Origin of the sequence: Klebsiella sp. 18074, assembly GCF_902705905.1 — a bacterium.
Classification (GTDB): domain Bacteria; phylum Pseudomonadota; class Gammaproteobacteria; order Enterobacterales; family Enterobacteriaceae; genus Klebsiella; species Klebsiella terrigena.
Window position 1 is genome coordinate 114,255 of record NZ_CACSIS010000014.1, and the last position, 17,452, is coordinate 131,706.

Annotated in this window: 21 protein-coding genes and 1 pseudogene; all 22 read left to right on the top strand. The window is 52.9% G+C overall.

From position 1 onward, the window contains the following. The first annotated feature begins 7 nt into the window (after positions 1–7). The 22 genes and pseudogenes from gpW to GVK32_RS15650 all read left to right on the top strand — a co-directional run bounded on the left by gpW (position 8) and on the right by GVK32_RS15650 (position 17,409). The gene (gpW, locus tag GVK32_RS15545; RefSeq protein WP_032735077.1) at positions 8–271 is read left to right on the top strand and encodes a gpW family head-tail joining protein; all 264 of its coding nucleotides are present in this window, start codon (positions 8–10) and stop codon (positions 269–271) included. Further along, positions 271–1,908 (top strand): phage portal protein, encoded by a 1,638-nt coding sequence (locus GVK32_RS15550; protein WP_047723972.1) that lies wholly within the window; start codon positions 271–273, stop codon positions 1,906–1,908. The genes gpW and GVK32_RS15550 overlap by 1 nt, the downstream gene beginning before the upstream one ends. Next, positions 1,905–2,774: a S49 family peptidase gene (locus GVK32_RS15555; RefSeq protein WP_159869462.1), complete on the top strand. Its 870-nt coding sequence runs from the start codon at positions 1,905–1,907 to the stop codon at positions 2,772–2,774. Before GVK32_RS15550 ends, GVK32_RS15555 begins: the two co-directional genes overlap by 4 nt. A 1-nt stretch (position 2,775) precedes the next feature. Then, on the top strand, positions 2,776–3,354 hold the full coding sequence (locus GVK32_RS15560; RefSeq protein WP_159869465.1) for a hypothetical protein: 579 nt from the start codon (positions 2,776–2,778) through the stop codon (positions 3,352–3,354). Next, the gene (locus GVK32_RS15565; protein WP_159869468.1) at positions 3,354–3,758 is read left to right on the top strand and encodes a head decoration protein; all 405 of its coding nucleotides are present in this window, start codon (positions 3,354–3,356) and stop codon (positions 3,756–3,758) included. The genes GVK32_RS15560 and GVK32_RS15565 overlap by 1 nt, the downstream gene beginning before the upstream one ends. Before the next feature lie 92 nt (positions 3,759–3,850). Then, positions 3,851–4,900, top strand: a complete 1,050-nt coding sequence (locus tag GVK32_RS15570; protein WP_151351893.1) for a major capsid protein — start codon at positions 3,851–3,853, stop codon at positions 4,898–4,900. 1 nt (position 4,901) lies between these two features. After that, entirely contained in the window at positions 4,902–5,282 is a 381-nt protein-coding gene (locus GVK32_RS15575) for a hypothetical protein (protein ID WP_159869471.1), read from the top strand. Positions 5,283–5,287: 5 nt separating this feature from the next. Further along, on the top strand, positions 5,288–5,650 hold the full coding sequence (locus GVK32_RS15580) for a hypothetical protein (RefSeq protein WP_159869474.1): 363 nt from the start codon (positions 5,288–5,290) through the stop codon (positions 5,648–5,650). Beyond that, entirely contained in the window at positions 5,647–6,192 is a 546-nt protein-coding gene (locus GVK32_RS15585; RefSeq protein WP_159869477.1) for an ATP-binding protein, read from the top strand. The genes GVK32_RS15580 and GVK32_RS15585 overlap by 4 nt, the downstream gene beginning before the upstream one ends. A gap of 3 nt (positions 6,193–6,195) precedes the next feature. Next, entirely contained in the window at positions 6,196–6,375 is a 180-nt protein-coding gene (locus GVK32_RS15590; protein WP_159869480.1) for a DUF2635 domain-containing protein, read from the top strand. After that, on the top strand, positions 6,376–7,893 hold the full coding sequence (locus GVK32_RS15595) for a phage tail sheath subtilisin-like domain-containing protein (RefSeq protein WP_159869483.1): 1,518 nt from the start codon (positions 6,376–6,378) through the stop codon (positions 7,891–7,893). It begins immediately after the preceding gene. Positions 7,894–7,896: 3 nt separating this feature from the next. Further along, positions 7,897–8,265: a phage tail tube protein gene (locus GVK32_RS15600; RefSeq protein ID WP_159869486.1), complete on the top strand. Its 369-nt coding sequence runs from the start codon at positions 7,897–7,899 to the stop codon at positions 8,263–8,265. Between the two features lie 3 nt (positions 8,266–8,268). Beyond that, positions 8,269–8,547 (top strand): phage tail assembly protein, encoded by a 279-nt coding sequence (locus GVK32_RS15605; protein ID WP_048263925.1) that lies wholly within the window; start codon positions 8,269–8,271, stop codon positions 8,545–8,547. 144 nt (positions 8,548–8,691) lie between these two features. After that, complete coding sequence (locus GVK32_RS15610; protein WP_159869489.1) at positions 8,692–10,527, top strand: hypothetical protein; 1,836 nt, start codon at positions 8,692–8,694, stop codon at positions 10,525–10,527. Between the two features lie 56 nt (positions 10,528–10,583). Next, positions 10,584–11,318 carry a hypothetical protein gene (locus GVK32_RS15615; protein WP_064342783.1) on the top strand — a complete coding sequence of 245 codons (735 nt, stop codon included), beginning with the start codon at positions 10,584–10,586 and terminating at the stop codon, positions 11,316–11,318. 72 nt (positions 11,319–11,390) lie between these two features. Beyond that, positions 11,391–12,791 (top strand): DNA circularization protein, encoded by a 1,401-nt coding sequence (locus GVK32_RS15620; RefSeq protein WP_159869492.1) that lies wholly within the window; start codon positions 11,391–11,393, stop codon positions 12,789–12,791. Beyond that, complete coding sequence (locus GVK32_RS15625) at positions 12,788–13,867, top strand: phage baseplate assembly protein (protein WP_136071000.1); 1,080 nt, start codon at positions 12,788–12,790, stop codon at positions 13,865–13,867. Before GVK32_RS15620 ends, GVK32_RS15625 begins: the two co-directional genes overlap by 4 nt. Continuing rightward, on the top strand, positions 13,864–14,442 hold the full coding sequence (locus GVK32_RS15630) for a phage baseplate assembly protein (protein ID WP_227697834.1): 579 nt from the start codon (positions 13,864–13,866) through the stop codon (positions 14,440–14,442). The genes GVK32_RS15625 and GVK32_RS15630 overlap by 4 nt, the downstream gene beginning before the upstream one ends. Further along, positions 14,439–14,888 carry a phage GP46 family protein gene (locus GVK32_RS15635; protein ID WP_136895632.1) on the top strand — a complete coding sequence of 150 codons (450 nt, stop codon included), beginning with the start codon at positions 14,439–14,441 and terminating at the stop codon, positions 14,886–14,888. The genes GVK32_RS15630 and GVK32_RS15635 overlap by 4 nt, the downstream gene beginning before the upstream one ends. Next, complete coding sequence (locus tag GVK32_RS15640) at positions 14,878–16,026, top strand: baseplate J/gp47 family protein (RefSeq protein ID WP_159869495.1); 1,149 nt, start codon at positions 14,878–14,880, stop codon at positions 16,024–16,026. Before GVK32_RS15635 ends, GVK32_RS15640 begins: the two co-directional genes overlap by 11 nt. After that, a pseudogene (locus GVK32_RS29200) lies at positions 16,023–16,698 on the top strand (YmfQ family protein). Before GVK32_RS15640 ends, GVK32_RS29200 begins: the two are co-directional and overlap by 4 nt. Before the next feature lie 39 nt (positions 16,699–16,737). Beyond that, on the top strand, positions 16,738–17,409 hold the full coding sequence (locus tag GVK32_RS15650; RefSeq protein WP_159869498.1) for a hypothetical protein: 672 nt from the start codon (positions 16,738–16,740) through the stop codon (positions 17,407–17,409). Positions 17,410–17,452: the final 43 nt, after the last annotated feature.

The window sequence follows — 17,452 nt, forward strand, 5'->3', positions numbered from 1 at the left end:
GAAAACCATGTTCAACCGGAATACCAGTCTGCTGGCTGGCTCGATGACTGATGAGCAGCTCAGGGACGCCCTGCAGAAAGCTCAGCAGGCATACATTGATTTAACAACCGGGAGTCGCGGTGTTTCATTTTCCTATTCGCAGGGAGACGGGACACGGTCGGTGTCTTATCAGCAAAGTTCTCTGGCTGACCTGCTGGCGCTGATTCAGTTACTGCAGGCGCAGCTGGGGATTGTCGCGAGACCGCGGAAGCCAGTGAGGTTTCGATTCTGATGAATAAAGTGCAAATACTTGGCCCGGATGGTACCCCGTATCGCGCACCGCGGCCCAGCATGCTGACGGGCGGCAGCCGGGTACCTTATGACGCCGCCGATTCGTTTAGTGATCAGCTGGCGAACTGGCAACCAGCGCTATGGTCGCCGGACAACGAAATCAACATTTATCGCGATCGCATTGTTTCGCGTGCCCGTGACCTGGTCCGTAATGACGGGTGGGCGAACGGCGCCGTAACCCGTCTTCTGGATAACGCCGTCGGCGCCAATTTCAGGCCCATCATGAAACCCGATTACCGGGTGCTGCGTATGGTCACCGGTAATAAATCCTTCGATTCAACATGGGCTGAAGAGTACGGCAAAGCGCTGGAGGCGCACTGGCGCACCTGGGCATATGACACCGGGCGGTACTGCGATGTTGAACGCAAGCTGACTGTGCCGCAGATGTTGCGCCTGGCCTTTCGCCACAAGCTGATTGACGGGGATGCGCTGATGGTCCTCCAGTACCGGCCTGACCGGTTGGGGCGGGGCAGGGGACGATATGCCACCACTGTTCAGGTCGTCGATCCTGACAGGCTCAGTAACCCACAGCAGAATTTCGACATGCCGAATATTCGCGGTGGCGTGGAGATTGATGAGGACGGCGCACCGATTGCTTATCACATCCGTGAGGCGCATATCGGCGACTGGTGGAGCGGTGCCAAAACTATGACATGGCGGCGTATACCCCGTGAAACCGCCTGGGGGCGTCCGCATGTCGTCCATGATTTCGACCATGAGCGGGGTGCTCAACACCGCGGCAATGGCATCCTGACGCCGGTCATTCAGCGTCTGAAAATGCTGGTGAAATATGACCAGAGCGAACTGGAGGCCGCCATTCTGAATGCCATTTTCGCAGCATATATAGAGTCACCTTATGATTCTGAAATGGTTCAGGCTGCGATGGGGGAAAGCTTCGATGACACCAGTCTGGGAGCCTATCAGGACGGCCGAGTGGAATTTCACAATGACCGCCGGCTGACCCTGCAAAATGGCGCCAGGATGCCGATTCTTTACCCAGGTGAAAAAATCACAACGGTTAATGCCGCCCGGCCGTACAGCAACTTTGAGGTGTTCGAATCGGCCGTGCTGCGTAACTTCTCGTCCGGTACCGGGCTTTCCCCGCAACAGGTCACTCAGGACTGGTCAGATGTTAACTACAGCTCCGCGCGATCTTCATTGCTTGAAGCTTGGAAGACACTGACCCGACGTCGTGATGATTTTTCAATGGGGACCGCGCAGCCTGTCCTGACTGCGTTTGCAGAAGAAGTTCATGATAACGAGGACCTGCCTCTGCCGTCGGGTGCGCCTGACTTTGTAGAGGCCCGCGCCGCCTATTCCCGCGCTCGCTGGATGGGGCCTGGCCGCGGCTGGGTAGATCCGGTTGCAGAGAAAAAAGGCGCCATTCTTGGTCTGGATGCGGGGCTTTCCACACTCGAAATTGAAGTGGGGGAAAACGTCGGCGAGGACTGGGAAGAGGTGCTTGACCAACGGCAACTGGAAATTGAGTCCTGCCTGAAACGCGGTCTCCCATTACCCAGTTGGGCGCAGGCGGACAAGTTCGCCAGCGAGACAATCAAAGATCCGGAGGAAAAGTGAATCTACCTCATCTGGCGCAACGTCTGTTTAATACGCCGCTGGCCCTTCATCCGAATAAAGCCGAGGTCATCATGGCCGCGGTTATGGACCGGTTTGGCATCTGCAGAATCGAATCCTCTCTGGCGATGGAAGACGATGACTGGTACGGCTACGACGACAAACGTGGTCGGGAGTCAAAACGCGACCCCGGATATGACAACGTGGCCGGGGTCGCCGTGGTCCCCATCTGCGGTACGCTGGTTCAAAAACTGGGAAGTCTGCGACCCTATAGTGGCATGACCGGTTATGACGGCATCCGCCAGTCATTTCTGACCGCGCTGGCCGACCCGGAAGTTAACGGCATCTGCTTGGATATTGATTCGCCCGGCGGTGAAGTGGCCGGGTGCTTTGATCTCGTGGATGAAATCTACAACGCCCGGGGCACGAAACCCATCCATGCCATTCTGACCGAAAATGCATATTCCGCAGCGTATGCGATTGCCAGCGCGGCTGACCGTATTTCCGTTCCCAGAACCGGCGGTGTGGGTTCAGTCGGCGTCATCACCATGCACCTGGACTGGACGCAGCGAATTAAAGACGACGGCCTGAAAGTGACGATCATTACCTTCGGAAGCCGTAAAGCCGAAGGTTCCCCTTTGCGGGAGCTCTCTGAAGAAGCCTTCAATGCCATCCAGCAGGACATTAACGCGATGGGGGAATTGTTTGTGAATACCGTCGCCAGAAATCGCGGGATCAGCGCGAAGGTGATTAAAAGTACTCAGGCTGCCTGTTTTATGGCTGCTGATGGTGTGGAGATTGGACTGGCTGATGAGGTATGCCCTCCGGATGCTGCGTTCAGACATTTACTTGAAAAAACAGGAGCCTGAAATGGCAAAGAAACCGTTTAGTTTTGCCCACCTTATTGGACTTGGCGCGTCGGCTTCCGAAGAGGAAGACGATAAAAAAGCCAAAAAGGCGAAAGCCCGTCGCGCGGAAGAAGACGAGCGCGATGATGATGCGGAAGACGATGAGCGTGACGACGACGCCGAAGAAGACGAACGCGACGACGATGCGGAAGATGATGATGACGATCCGGATGCTTCCGAAGAGGATGATTCCGACGATGACGACGACCGCAAAGAAGGCAAAGCGGCTAACAGTGCCCGCATTGCTGAGCGTAAACGTTGCGCCCGCATCTTCGGTAGTAAGCATGCCGCTGCGAACCCATCGCTGGCCGCCTCGCTCGCATTCAACACCGGGATGAGCGCTGCGGCTGCTATCGACGTTCTGGAATCTACCGCGCCAGCTACTCAACCCCAGGCGACGCGCAAGCGCTCTCTCGATCAGCGCATGCAGGAAAGCGAGAATGTCCGGCTTGGGCAGGATGGGGAGAAACCATCTGGCGGTAAAGCGACGCTGGTGAACAAAATGACCAGTCTCTACAACTCCACTAAAGGAGAGAAATAATGGATCAGTATGGTCAGAATCAGTTTGCTCCGGGTATGGAAAGCTCGCTGTTTTTACCCGATCAGCTCATTGCCGGGACGCTCCAGCTGGTTACCGATACCGGTATTATCACCGGCGGTGTATATAAGCGCGGAGCGGTACTGGGAGTGGTCACCGCCAGCGGGAAGTATAAGCTGAGTGTGAAAACTGCTACCGATGGCAGTGAAGCGCCGGCGGCAATTCTGGTTGATGACGTTGATGCATCCACCACTGACCAGAATGGTGGGCTGTATCTGATGGGTGAGTTCAACCAGAACCGCATCATTTTTGATAACTCCTGGGCCATTCCGGCGCTGAAAACAGCCCTTCGCCCGCTGGCTATTTTCCTGAAAGACAGCACTCAGGCCCCTGTAGCTACTTCCTGATTTAACCCTCTCTGACCCAATGCTTTAACCGGCAGGGGCTGACTCATTCCAATTTTTGCCAGCGTGCAGCTGGCATTATCAAGAGACTGAATATGGACAATATTTTTGATACCAGCGTGCTGATAGGGGTCGTTCCTAACCTGAAAACCAGTCAAAACTGGCTACTCGATCGCTTCTTCCCGAATGTCGTGACCTACGAGACTGAAGAAGTGGCGATTGATGTTGATGTCGGCCTGCGTCGTATGGCGCCGTTTGTCTCTCCGCTGGTGGAGGGCAAGCTGGTCGAGTCCCGTAAATACCAGACCAATACCTTCAAACCGGCGTACATCAAGGACAAGCGCGCCCCTGATCTGCGTAAACCGATCCGTCGTCAGATTGGCGAGCGAATTGGTGGCGAATACACCGCCGCCGAACGTGAAATGTTAAATCTGCAGTTTGAAATGACTGACCAGATCGACATGATCAACCGTCGCCTGGAGTGGATGGCGGCCAGCGCGCTGGTGTCCGGGACAGTCACGGTCACCGGGGAAGGTTACGAAACTAAGGTAGTGAATTTCGGGCGTTCTCCAGACCTGACTATCACACTGAGCGGTTCGGATAAATGGCCGCTGACCGTTGCCGCCGGCGCGACCAATACCCAACCGTCAGATGATATTGAAGACTGGCAGACCACTTTCCTGAAAGAATCCGGTTCTGTCGCCACTGACCTGGTCTTCACTAATAAGTCATGGCGTGCATTCCGCCTGGATACCACCATCAAGGATAATGCCATCAACTTCCCGGCGCTGAGCCCGTTTGGTAACCAGATTAATGCGGGTCCGCAGGTGATGAAGGGGGCTATCTATAAAGGCCGCTGGGGTAATTTTGACCTCTGGTTATATAACGACTGGTTTATTGACCCGCTCGATAATGTAGAAAAGCCGATGATCCCTGATGGTGCAGTCATCATGAGCGGTGCGGACCTGATGGGTACCCGCGCCTTTGGCGTCATTCTGGATCCGGCATTCAACTACGGTCCGCTGGCCTATGCGCCCAAGTCCTGGGTGAAAGAAGATCCAGCCCAACGTCTTATCCTGATGCAATCCTCCCCGCTTGTTATTCCAAGCCGGGTAAACGCGTCCCTTTGCGCAACGGTGGTGTGATATGGCGAAAGAAACTAAATCGGTGCTGGTGGATGACCTGAATGCGGGGGGCGCTGGCGTCGAAGACCTTAACGCTGAGGACCTGAACGCGGGAGAAGGTACCCAGGACAATCAGGTGCAAAGCGATACAAACGCTGATGATTCATCTGGTGATGATGGCGCTGGGGATGATTCAGTCGAAGCTGCTTCGGAGCCTGAATTTGTGGTTCTGAAGGGAAACAGCATTCGTCATGACGGTGAAGTTTACCGCGAAAATACGCGCATCCCGGTAACCGGAACGGATGCCGATCGCCTGCTTGCCGCTGGCGTGATTGCTGATGTTCAGGTGTTGCGTCATCGCGTGCTTTCTGCTGCGCCAGCCGTAAGCGTCACGGCGGAGTAACTGGTATGGGCGTCGACTGGGATTTACACCTGTTAAGTCCGTTACATGGCGTCTTCGGCGATGAACACGAGTACCGTCCCAAAGACGGTACTGCTCCTTTCTCGATTAACGGCATTTTTGACCGTGGGTATGCCCAGGCTGCTGAAAACCTCGATGGGGATTCAGTGATCAATACCTCCAGTCCGATGCTCGGTGTACGTGATGCCGAGTTCCGCAAGCTGGGAAAACCTCAGCCTGAAGTATCGGACCGGGTGTTTATTAAAACCGTCGGCGGACACGTCATTAATCAGTTATTCGTGGTGTCCAATGTCGAGCCTGACAGTCATGGCGGATCCCGCCTTGTTCTCAATGTGGTGAAAGCACGATGAATGCATCAGCTATTCGCAAAATGGTGGTCATGGCGTTGGTCGGGCACACCGATGCCGGCGACCGCGTTTATTCCCCGCGGGACTGGCCAACCTCGGCGGCGCTTTATCCGGTGCTGCTGGTACAAACCCCGTTTGACCATAAAAAGGCGCAGGGGCGGAATACGCCGGCGTTCACCACGGTAACCACTGTCCGCATCACTGGCCGCGTCCAGGAATATGACGGGGAAACCGATGATGATGGGGCGCTACGGGCCGAGGAGGCGCTGGAGGACCTGCGCGAGCAGGTAGAAAGGGCGGTCATCAACAGCTACGAGCTCACTCGTAAAATCCAGAAGTACGCGGAAATCCGTTCGACGATTGACGTTGATGGCGAGGGTGAAGCGCATCTGGGTCAACTGCTGTTTGAGATCGACATCGAACATTATCAGGGGCCGGAAGATTTTTATCCCATCAACCCGCCTCCGTTGGAAGGGATAGACATCACCGTCGAAATGCCGGATGGCACCCCGCGCCCGGGTCTCAGTATTAACCTTCAGGAGTAATCCATGTTTGTAAAACCAAAAGACGGGCTTAGCGTTCGCTGTCCCGTCCGGGGGGAGCCATTGCCTGTAGAAGGCGCGGTTGTCCCGGATAATACCTTCTGGCGCCGCCGTCTGAAGGATGGTGATGTCAGCCTGGTGCTGGAAAAAGGTGTGAAGAACACCGCTAAAAAAGAGGACGTTTAAATGACCGTTCCGTTTTCACGCGTACCCGGTAATCTCCGGCCGCCGTTGTTTTACGTCGAGTTCGACAACTCTATGGCCAATACTGCGACGGCGACGCAACGAACCTTGCTGATTGGTCAGATGCTGGCTGCTGGTTCGACGCAGGTCAATATTCCCGTCAAAGTCTCCTCGCCGAATGGTGTGGGAGAACTGACCGGCAAGGGCTCGCAGCTGCATGGCATGATGACCGCCTATCAGAAAAATGACACGGCTGCTGAAATCTGGATCCTGCCGCTGGCGGACGACTCCGGGTCAATGGTGGCCGCGAAGGGGAGTATCAAGGTCGCGTCACAGGCGTCTGAGACGGGCGTAATCTCTCTCTACCTCGCCGGGACCCGCGTGCAACTGACAGTGCTAGCTACCGATACGCCGGCGCAAATTGCTACGGCACTGGTGGCCGCCATCGCCCGTAAAACTGACCTCCCGGTTACAGCAGCCGTTAAATCGGATGCCACTGACACGGTGGAGTTCACGGCAAAAAACAGGGGGCTCCTGGGTAACGGGATTGATATTCGCCTCAACTATCTGGGGACGCAGGGCGGGGAATCGACGCCTGCAGGTCTCACCCTGACCATTACCTCGATGGCAGGCGGCGCCGGCGCGCCTGACTTTGTCGATGCGCTGGGCAACCTGCAGGATAAAACGTTCGATTTCATCATCAACCCTTACGACGATACGGCCTCTCTTGATGCCATGAAGGCGTTTCTGAACGATGCTTCCGGCCGCTGGGCGTGGGATAAACAACTGTATGGGCATGCCTTCAGCACGACCTCGGGAACCTATGCTGAGCTGGGGACGAAAGGCGAGGCCCGAAATAACCAGCATGAAACGCTGCTGGGCGTCTATCGCTCTCCAACGCCTCGTTATATCTGGTCTGCCGCGCTGGCTGGCGCCATTGCCCCGAGCCTGCGTAATGATCCGGGCCGTCCGCTGCAGAGCCTGCCAGTTTATGGCGTGCTGGCGCCTGATCTGCAGGACCGTTTCGAACTCACTGAGCGTAACAACCTGCTGTACAGCGGCATTTCAACATACACCGTCGCCGACGACGGGACGGTCAACGTAGAAAACATCATCACCACCTACCAGAAAAACAGTTACGGCGATGAAGACGACAGCTACCTGCAGGTGGAAACGTTGTTCAGCCTGATGTTCGTGACCCGCTATCTGCGTACGGCAGTGACCAGCAAGTTTGGGCGCATGAAACTGGCCGCCGACGGCACCCGCTTTGCACCCGGTCAGCCCATTGTCACGCCCAACATCATCAAAGCTGACCAGATCGCCGAATACCAGACGCTGGTGTTTAACGGTTACGCCCAGGATGCTGACGCGTTCGCGAAAAATATTATCGTTGAACAAAATGCGTCCAATCCGAACCGCGTTGACGTGCTGTGGCCGGGAACGCTCATCAATCAGCTGCGTATTTTTGCGCTGCTTAACCAGTTCCGCCTGCAGGCGCAGTCAACAGATACAGGAGCATAAATCATGGCTGATACCTCAAACCGCCTGGCCGGTACCGCCTACGTCACCGTGGACGGTATTTCAGTCATGGTGGAAGGTTCCTTTAAATACCAGCCGTCCACCGTTAACCGCTCGACGCTGACGGGGATGGATGGCGTGCATGGCTATAAGGAAAAACCGGTTGCCGGGTACATTTCAGCTCGCCTGCGTGACAGCGGCGGCACCAGTGTCCGTGATTTTAACGGGCAGACCAACGTTAACGTGATTGCCGAACTGGCGAACGGGAAAACGATTATTGGTCGCGCGCTCTGGACGGTCAACGTTCAGGAAGTGGAAAGCGAAGATGCGGTGTTCGATGTTCGCTGGGAAGGCCGTGAAGTGACGGAGAATTAATCTATGGCTGAATTAGAACGTACGAAGACCATTATTCTGACCGTCCCCCTGGACGATGCAGCGCAAAAAATACGTTATGAGCAGCTGGAACTGAAGGCCCCCACGCTGACTCAGGTTGAGAAGTTCTACGAAAAACAGGAATCCTCCACCTCGATTGCTGCAATGCGTTTGCTGATTGCCTTGGTGACAGACACCCGGGAAAGCGTACTGGCACCGATGGATTATGTGGATTTTTGCAAATGTAAGGAGTATCTGCTCGGTTTTTTGAACTGGAAGCCCTGACCGCGTGGCAGGAGGTGGCGGCAGACGTCACCTTCTATTTCGGGTGGAGCGACGAACGGGCATGGGGTATGACCCAGAAACGGCTGCTCTGGTGGGTGGCGCAGGCCAAACGAATTAATAAACTGAAGTCCGGAGATCAGGACGATGAGTAATGCATTCGATTTCGAGCTGATTGCGGACGACAGGGTCAGCGCCACCATTGATGAAATCAACGAAGCCATTAAAAACCTGCTCCCTCACCTGGATGAGACGCAGGAAAAGCTTAACCTCGGCGGTGATGAGACGGTTGATAGTCTGGATGATGTCGGCGGTCGGCTGGATAAAATGGCCCGTAGTGCACGGGATAACGTCCAGTTCATCGGAGATATCATTCCTCCACTGAAGATCGTCGGTGAGCTGGCAGGTAAAATGGCTACCTTTGGCGCGGCCGGCGTTGTCGGATACGGCATAAAAAAGGTTGCCGACGGTTTCAGGGAAGCAGCTAAAGAGGCTTACAACCTCGATACCCATGCGCAGAACACCGCTATGAGCGTCCGGGACTTTACGCAACTGGCCGGCGCGATGCGTATTCTGGGGGCAGACAGTGAAAGTGCGGCCTCATCCATTGAGGGTATTTTCAAAGCATTTAATGAGGCAGCCAGCGGTAAGAATGCGGGTGTTATGGCCGCTATGGCCCAAATTGGCGCACAGATCGAAAAGAACAGTGACGGCTCAGTAAATACCCTCAAAACACTGGAGTCGATTGCGAAAATTTTCCCGACCCTGCGGCCTGACCAGCAAAAATCCTTTGCCGATGCTGTTGGGCTTACTCCAGAGCTATTGACCCTGATGCGTGAGGGTGCCAAATATGCAACGCTCCTGGCGAAGGCCGATAAATTTGGTCTGACCGTGGATCCTGAATTTAATAAGGAAATGTCAGAAGCCAATCGCCAGATGAATGAGCTTTATGCTCGTGTTGCCGGTTTTAAAAAGGTCGCTGGCAATGAAGCAATTAAGTTATTTCGACACGATCCCGCTATTGATAAATCTCTCAATGACGCCCAAAAATATGACGGGAAGGTTTTTTATCACGGAGATCGTGATAAAGATATTCGCTGGAAAGCATTAAGAGATGATGAGTTTAAAGCCAGTCTGTCAGCTTCTGAAAGGCTCAATTTTACTCTTAACAGACCTGATCCCGAGGTGGAGAAAAAGCTTAATGCCCGATACGGAGCAATGTGGCAGGCATACAGTCTGCAGGATGATTTATCTGCAGCTTTGCTACAAAAAGTTCCAGGCAATGAGAATATGCCTTATAACGATGGGGGCAACACCGCCAATACAATAGGATTCAGGAATCACAATCCTGGAAACTTGAGAGGCGCCCCTAACTCAACAGGTAAGAGCGGCGGTTTCTCGACGTTCTCCAATGATCATGATGGTCTTGCAGCAATGGCTCGTCAGTTGATGCTATATGGGGATCGTGGCAATAATACCCCGAGTGGGATTCTTCATACGTATGCCCCGAGTTCTGAAAACAATACCCGGGCTTATATCGATGATGTGACTTCCAGAACTGGTTTTGGTTCAGGCCAGCGTCTTGACCTCCATAACCCCGAAGTCCTGAAGAAGTTGATGGCCTCAATGATTAGGCATGAGCAGGGCTCTCAACCCTACACGGAAGAACAACTCAAAAACGCGATAAGAACGGCCATCACGGATGACCGGTGGTCAGGAAAGCGCAGCCCGGAGCTACTCTCTCAGCAGCGGAACAATATCAACTCGATGCCGACTGGTGGCTATCGCCCGGAATCAATACTGGCGCCAAAGAAAAGCAACCTTGACTCGAATACCGTCACCGATAACCTAGCCCGCTCCCTCAAGGATGCTTTCACAGAACAACCGCTAAGACTGGAGATCGTTATGACTAACGATAAAGGTGAAAGGAAAACGTACAACGTTGAAAACAATGGAAAAATAATTACACCTATGAATTATTAGTTTCTATAAAAATACAATAAGATACAATTATGTAAATATATTCATGTGAGGAAAAAATGAAAGCTATATACATAATTGTTCTTGCTGTTTTTTATCCACTTTCGGTCTTGGCTGGGAGGGGGGATGCTGTCTGTAGGGTGATGGTAAATCAAGGGTTTTGGGGAGACATAACAACACCTGCGATCACCGGAACCTTACAGGACAAACCTGCGGACTTGGCGATATGTTTTCATGGAAAGGATTTCAGTCAGAATGTCGCGCGGTCAACATTAATTAAAAAGCTACCAGGGGATTCCCTCAAAGTTGTTTCTTCATCAAATATTGATGGTTTTTTAGAGATGTACGTATCTCTTTATAATGAAGAGCATTCAGAATCTGTAATAACAAAGGTCGTAGTCAGTGAGCGTGGTGAAATTGGCTCATATCCTGGTGGCTTAATTAGCAGGCAGCAAATAAAAGGGAGTGACCCTGAAGGCATTTTTATCTTCCTGCCTTCATATTGGAAGAATGATGTATATTTCAATTTCATAGAACCAACTAGAACCAGGTTGTACCGCTTTCACCACACGCCAGGTGACGCAATGAGCGTGGCAGTATTAAAGAAAGTTTCCGATAGCTATGGCGAGTGGGTTAAAAAGAACGGTGACATAATAGTCACAAAAGATTACTTTACCAAAAATGATGGGCGAAAAGTTTATGGGGCAATAATATCCCCAACAGATAAAGAAAAATGCAAATTTGATGCATCTCAATTCGCTTGGGTGCTTTCAGCATTATCAGCATGTAATTAGTATCTATATAACTTAAAGCCATAAAAAACTAAAACCGCCCATGCTGGCGGTTTTTTTATACCTGGAGTTTAAATGCCGATTATTCAGGATGCGATTTCGTCGCTGATGGGCGGCGACGCCAGTGATGACTGGCAGAGTAAGTTGCGCGCCTCGAGCTTCAGAGGTGTTCCGTTTGCCGTTGTCGCTGAGGAAGGCAGTCACGGCCGCCGCCAGGCGGTGCACGAATACCCTTATCGTGACACTGCCTGGATAGAGGATATGGGGCGCGGTGTCCGGCGGATTGTCATTCGTGGCTTCCTCATTCAGGACAGCCAGATGTATGGCGGTGGTGATGTTATTACCCAGCGTCAGGCGCTCATCACCGCATGTGAGGAGAAGGGCACAGGCACGTTGATTCACCCGACTCTGGGTGAAATGACGGTGGCCATACCGGAAAACGGGCTTCGGCTTTCCGGTTCTGCAGATGCAGGCCGTGTTTTTGAATTCACGTTGATGGCGATCGAGTCAGGGCTAAAGGTTTTTGCGGTCACCGGCAGCAGTGCTGCAGGAAAATCTGTTCGCACAAATTACCTGAAGTTGGTCAGCACCACCGTATTAAGCACCATCGCACGGATTAAAGGTGAAATCCGTGGCGTGACGCAGGCGATAAAAACCATCAAGAACACGATCGCTTTCTGGACAAACATGGTGGACAGCACCACCAATGAAGTGACGAATGTCAGCAACGTTCTCAAATCAACGTTCGGTAATCAGCGCTACGGGCGCTATAGCAAGGGGGAGGTGGGTGGCAGTTCATCAGGTGTAAACGGTAGCGTCTCTGCCGATGACACCGATGATTTTGAATCACTTTCCGTGCAGGTATCTGCCAGTGCCATCATGGACCGTCAGGGGATTTTTGATACCGTCACCGGCCTGAATAGCTCTGCCACGGTTGATGAGTTTGTGCAACGTACTACTGACGTTATCAACGTGATCCTCAACTGCACTGGCGGTGTGAATGAGCGGATAACTGCGCTGGAAAAGTTGGCCAACGCCACCAGTTCAGAATATCAGCAGTCGTCAGCAGGTGCTGATATTGCGGAAAGCGTCAATGTCCTGATTATTGTTCTGTGCAGCGCGGCAATGGCGGCAGCGGCCGCTGAATCAAACCCGACGAGTCGCAACGAGGCGGAGCAGATTACCCACCGGGTGTCGGATCAACTGGATGCCGCTCTACTGGCGACAGGCGACCGCGCCGACGATGAACTCTACAGTTCATTGTTGCTGGTCAGGTCTTCATTTCTCGACACCATGTCTGCGCTTTCAGCCAGTTTAAGCGAGCTCATGCAGTTCAATTCTGCGCAACCACTCCCCGCGCTGACGCTGGCTAATCGTTTATATCAGGATGTCGGGCGCGCTGATGAGCTGATTCAGGAATCAGACGTACCGCACCCGGCGTTTATGCCTGTTTCGATGAAGGTGTTACGACAATGAGCGATGATCAGGATGTAGTAACGCTGACAGTCGGTGACAAAAAAATAGAGGGCTGGGATTCAGTCCGCGTGACGCGCTCAATAGAGCGTTTCCCGTCTGATTTTAGCCTGGGCCTTCTGGACTATTACCCTGGCACCCACGAAAAGCAGCTGGTGGTGGAGGGGGCGCCCTGTGAGGTCCATTTCGGTGAGGACCCGGTGATAACGGGTTATGTTGACAGTTGGGAGCCTGCGATAACACGAGCCCGGCATGAGGTCCAGGCGAACGGCCGCAGCAAATGTCAGGACCTGGTGGACTGTTCTGCCGAGTGGCCGAACAACGTTATTAACCGAAGTGATGCACTGAATATCGCTTCCCGCCTGGCCTCGTGGTACGGCATCAACGTGTCATGCGATGTTGACGATCTGGTCGACGTGCCTCAGTTCACGATTAACTGGGGCGAATCTCCGCAGGAGATCATCGAACGGGTGTCCCGGTGGTCCGCGCTACTCTATTACGATTTGCCCGACGGAAACCTGCTGCTTACGCGCACAGGAACCCGACGGGCAGCCAGTGGAGTGGCGGAAGGCGAGAACGTCGAACAGGCGTACTACCGCGCCGATATGTCGGAACGATTCTCTGACTATGTTGGGGTCTCGATGAGCGTTTCGCCGATCGCCGGATTTTCTCCGGATACGGCCTATGACTCGGTAACGCTGGCCACTGCCCGTGATCCTGAAGCGGCCAGTATGCGATACCGCAAACGCATCGTTATCGTTGAAAGCACGCTGATGGCGTCGAAGCAGGCGCAGCGCGCGATCGACTGGGAGATGAACCGCCGATACGGTCGCTCGAAGCAGTTAAGCGTCACGGTAGACAACTGGCGGGATAAGGCCGGGAAATTGTGGGAGCCAAATACGCTGATCCCGGTGAATCTCCCCACGCTCAGGCTACCGGATACTGAATTGCTGATAGCCGAAGTCACTTTTATGCGGGACAGCGATGGTACGCATGCCCGGTTGACGCTGATGCCACCAGAGGCGTTTGCAGTGCAACCCTATGCGTTTTACCAGCAGATAGCAGGATTCAGCCAATGAACCAGTTTCGACATATTGCAAACCGTATTGCCAGCATGCTGGGCGTGGGGCGAGTCACTGCGATGCAGGACACTGGTGGGACCCAGTCAGTGCAGTACCAGACCCCGCTTGAGGTCGCCAGCGCACATAGACTGGCCGAGTTTGGCTTTTCTTCCGGGCTTCCCGTTGGTACTGATGTCGTGCTGGCGTTCCTGGGCGGTGATCGTTCGAATCCGGTAGTCATCGCGACCAACCATCAGGGGTACCGCCATTCAGATCTGAGCCCCGGTGAAACGGTAATGTACAACCAGTGGGGGCTGTACATCCAGTTGACGGAAGCCGGCATCAGCATCGATGCAAAGGGCCAGGACGTCACCGTCAATAACGCAAAAAATCTAACGGCTACCGCGACAGAACAGGTGAAGCTCATCACACCTAAATTGCTGGTCACCGGTGATGTTATTGATAACTGTGAAACCAACGACAAAACGCTGAAACAGTTAAGGGACGCGTATAACGAACACGATCATGAAGTGAAAGAGGTCGAACAAGGTAACGATACCGTAACCAGCGAGAAACCAGGGGAACAGGTATGAGTGATATTTCATCATTCTGGAATGTTGATGCGCTTCGTGCTGACTGGCACACCGATCTCGGGGCTCTGGAAACCGGCAACGACCTGCAAACCGCAATCATCCTCAGTCTGTTCACAGATCGCCTTGCCCGCCGGGACGACGCTTATGACGGTAGTGATCGCCGCGGCTGGTGGGGAGACTCAGACGCCGATACGCAACTGGGTAGCCGGCTGTGGTTGCTGCGGCGCGAAAAACTGACGACGAATGTCGCGATAAGGGCAGAAGAGTACGCAAAAGAGGCTCTTGACTGGCTGAAAGGCGATGGTGTCGTCAGTGATATCAGTTGCACAACGCAGATTGTCATGCCGAACAGGCTCAACCTGATTATTCGTTATCTGCCGCCGGATGGAGACTGGCAGGAGAGCGCATTTTTCTGGATCTGGGAGCAAATAAATAATGCCGTTTAAACGAAAAACGCTGAGTGAGCTGCGCGAAGAAAACCGGCAGTTTATGCAGGCAGAACTAAAAAATGTTGGTGCCTTGCTTCGCTTCGGGAATCTGAAGGTCGTCGCGGACATGGATGCCGGTATGTCGCACCTGCACTATGCCTACCTGGATTATATTGCCCTGCAGACAAACCCGTTCACATCTACCGGGGAGTGGCTGGCAGGCTGGATGGCACTAAAACAGACTTACCGGAAAGCGGCCACTGCCGCCCGTTCACCTGCAGCAAGGGCAACGGGAACTGTCGGGGCCATTCTTCCCGCGGGTACCGTTCTGAACCGGTCCGACGGTTATCAGTATGTCACTGATTCGGAACTGGCCATATCCGCCGGGAAAAGTGGGACCACTTCTGTCACGGCTATTTTACCCGATATTTCTGACGACGTAAGCGGCGGCGGGAGCGCTGGCAATGCCGACTCCGGCACGTTGCTGACGCTGGATGCCAATGTGCCGGGTATCGACAATACGCTGACGTTGATCGAGCCAGCGACAGGCGGGGCAGATATCGAAAAAGAGGAGGATTTCCGACAGCGCGGGCTGCAGGCGTACCAGAACCCGCCTCAGGGTGGGAGTGACGCCGATTATAAAAAATGGGCGCTGGAAATTTCTGGCGTAACCCGTGCATGGGTAAAGCGGCGCGGGATGGGGGCGGGTACCGTCGTTATTTACATTATGTGTGATGGCAATGACACGACGAATAACGGTTTCCCGGTCGGGACCGATGGGGTGTCATCGCTTGAAGACTGGGGGGCGATAAAGGCGACAGGCGATCAGGGAAGGGTGGCGGATTATATTTACCCTCTCCAGGCTGATACTGCGATTATTTACGTCTGCTCTCCAATAGAAAAAGTTGTCGACTTCACTATCTCTGGGATCCCGGACGCAGACAGCGATACAGTGCAGGCAATAAAAGACGCTATTAATTTGCTATTTTTTGACAACGGAACGCCGGACGGGTCAGGAAAAATTTATCTCTCCGATATTAACGGTGCGATCAGTCAGGTCGCCGGCACGACGGGATATGTGCTGGAATCACCCTCCCAGAACATCATTTTAGGGACGGGTGAGCTGCCATTGCTGGGGACGGTTGATTTCACATGAGTCTTTATTCTGTTGATGACTATACGCGTGCTTTGGTTTCACTGTTGCCCACCGGCCTTGCATGGCCCCGCGATGTTGAAAGTACACAGTACGCGACGGTCAGATCTCTTGCACATTCATTTGCACGTTCTGACACTGATTCACTGGCGTTACTGTCAGGTGGTTTTCCTTCAACAGCACTGATGATGCTTTACGAATGGGAGCGTACACTCGGTCTACCTGATGATTGTGCTATTGGCGAAATGGATAGCAGATAGCATTGGCGCTCGCCAGAGAGCCGTTGTGTCAAAGCTAATCAGTACTGGTGGATTAAACCGCAATTACTACATCAGTGTTGCGGCAGCGCTGGGTTACACCATATACATCACTCAATTTCGACCTGCAATGTGTGGAATGTCGGTATGTGGAGATGCGATAAATGGCGATGAATGGCCTTTCACATGGCAAATTAATGTTCCCGGAACAACAATAAGATACGCATATTCAGGTAGCACTTATTGCGGTGATCCTCTCGGTTCGTGGGGGGATAAACAGTTTGAATGTGCGATAACAAAAATCGCACCATCACATATAAATATTATATTTGTGTATGGCTTTGAGGCTGAGATTAATACGCCGGAATATCAATCTTTATTTGATGTTTTGATGAATAGTGTATGGCCGGAATATTAAGCGTAAATATAATATATCAACAATCACAGGTGTTTCAGCATGCTAAAAATTAGTGATGTAGAATCTACGGCTCTTGATGGCCTTTTTACTGATGGAAAAATATCCGGTGGCATTCCTCCCACAAGGCTGGTTGCTGCATGGTTTAATGCCATTCAGACTGAACTTGTTAACGTTGTCGAAGGGGCTGGCATTGAATTAGACCCCGAAAATTCAGCGCAGGTATTAGAAGCCTTAAATAAATTATTTTCTATTAGCGACTATCTTAAAAAGTCATTGAACCTAAGTGACCTTGACAATAAATCTACAGCAAGAACTAATCTCGGTCTGGGTAATTCTGCTACACGAGCGGTAGGAACTACAGCTGGTACGGTGGCTGCAGGGGACGATTCGCGAATTACTGGCGCATTACAGAAAGATCAAAACTTTGCGGGGTTAACTAATCTGGCAATCGCAAGGGGAAATCTTGGGCTTGGCGCGATGGCCACAAAAGATAATCCTCCGTTTATAAATGAAATAGGGGCCTATGCATTTGCATGGTACGACGGAGCAATGGGTTACACGGGCACTGTAGATGGCTCGGCATTGTTTCCCTCGACAGGTGATGGTAATCACGCAACAACGCCGCTCTCTGGCACATGGCGTTGTATGGGGCAGACAGAAACCATCAACGACCAGCACCGCACGACTTTATGGCAGAAAATCGCAAACTGAACAATTAGCCTATAGGTTGATATCTACCGAGCGATCACTCTCT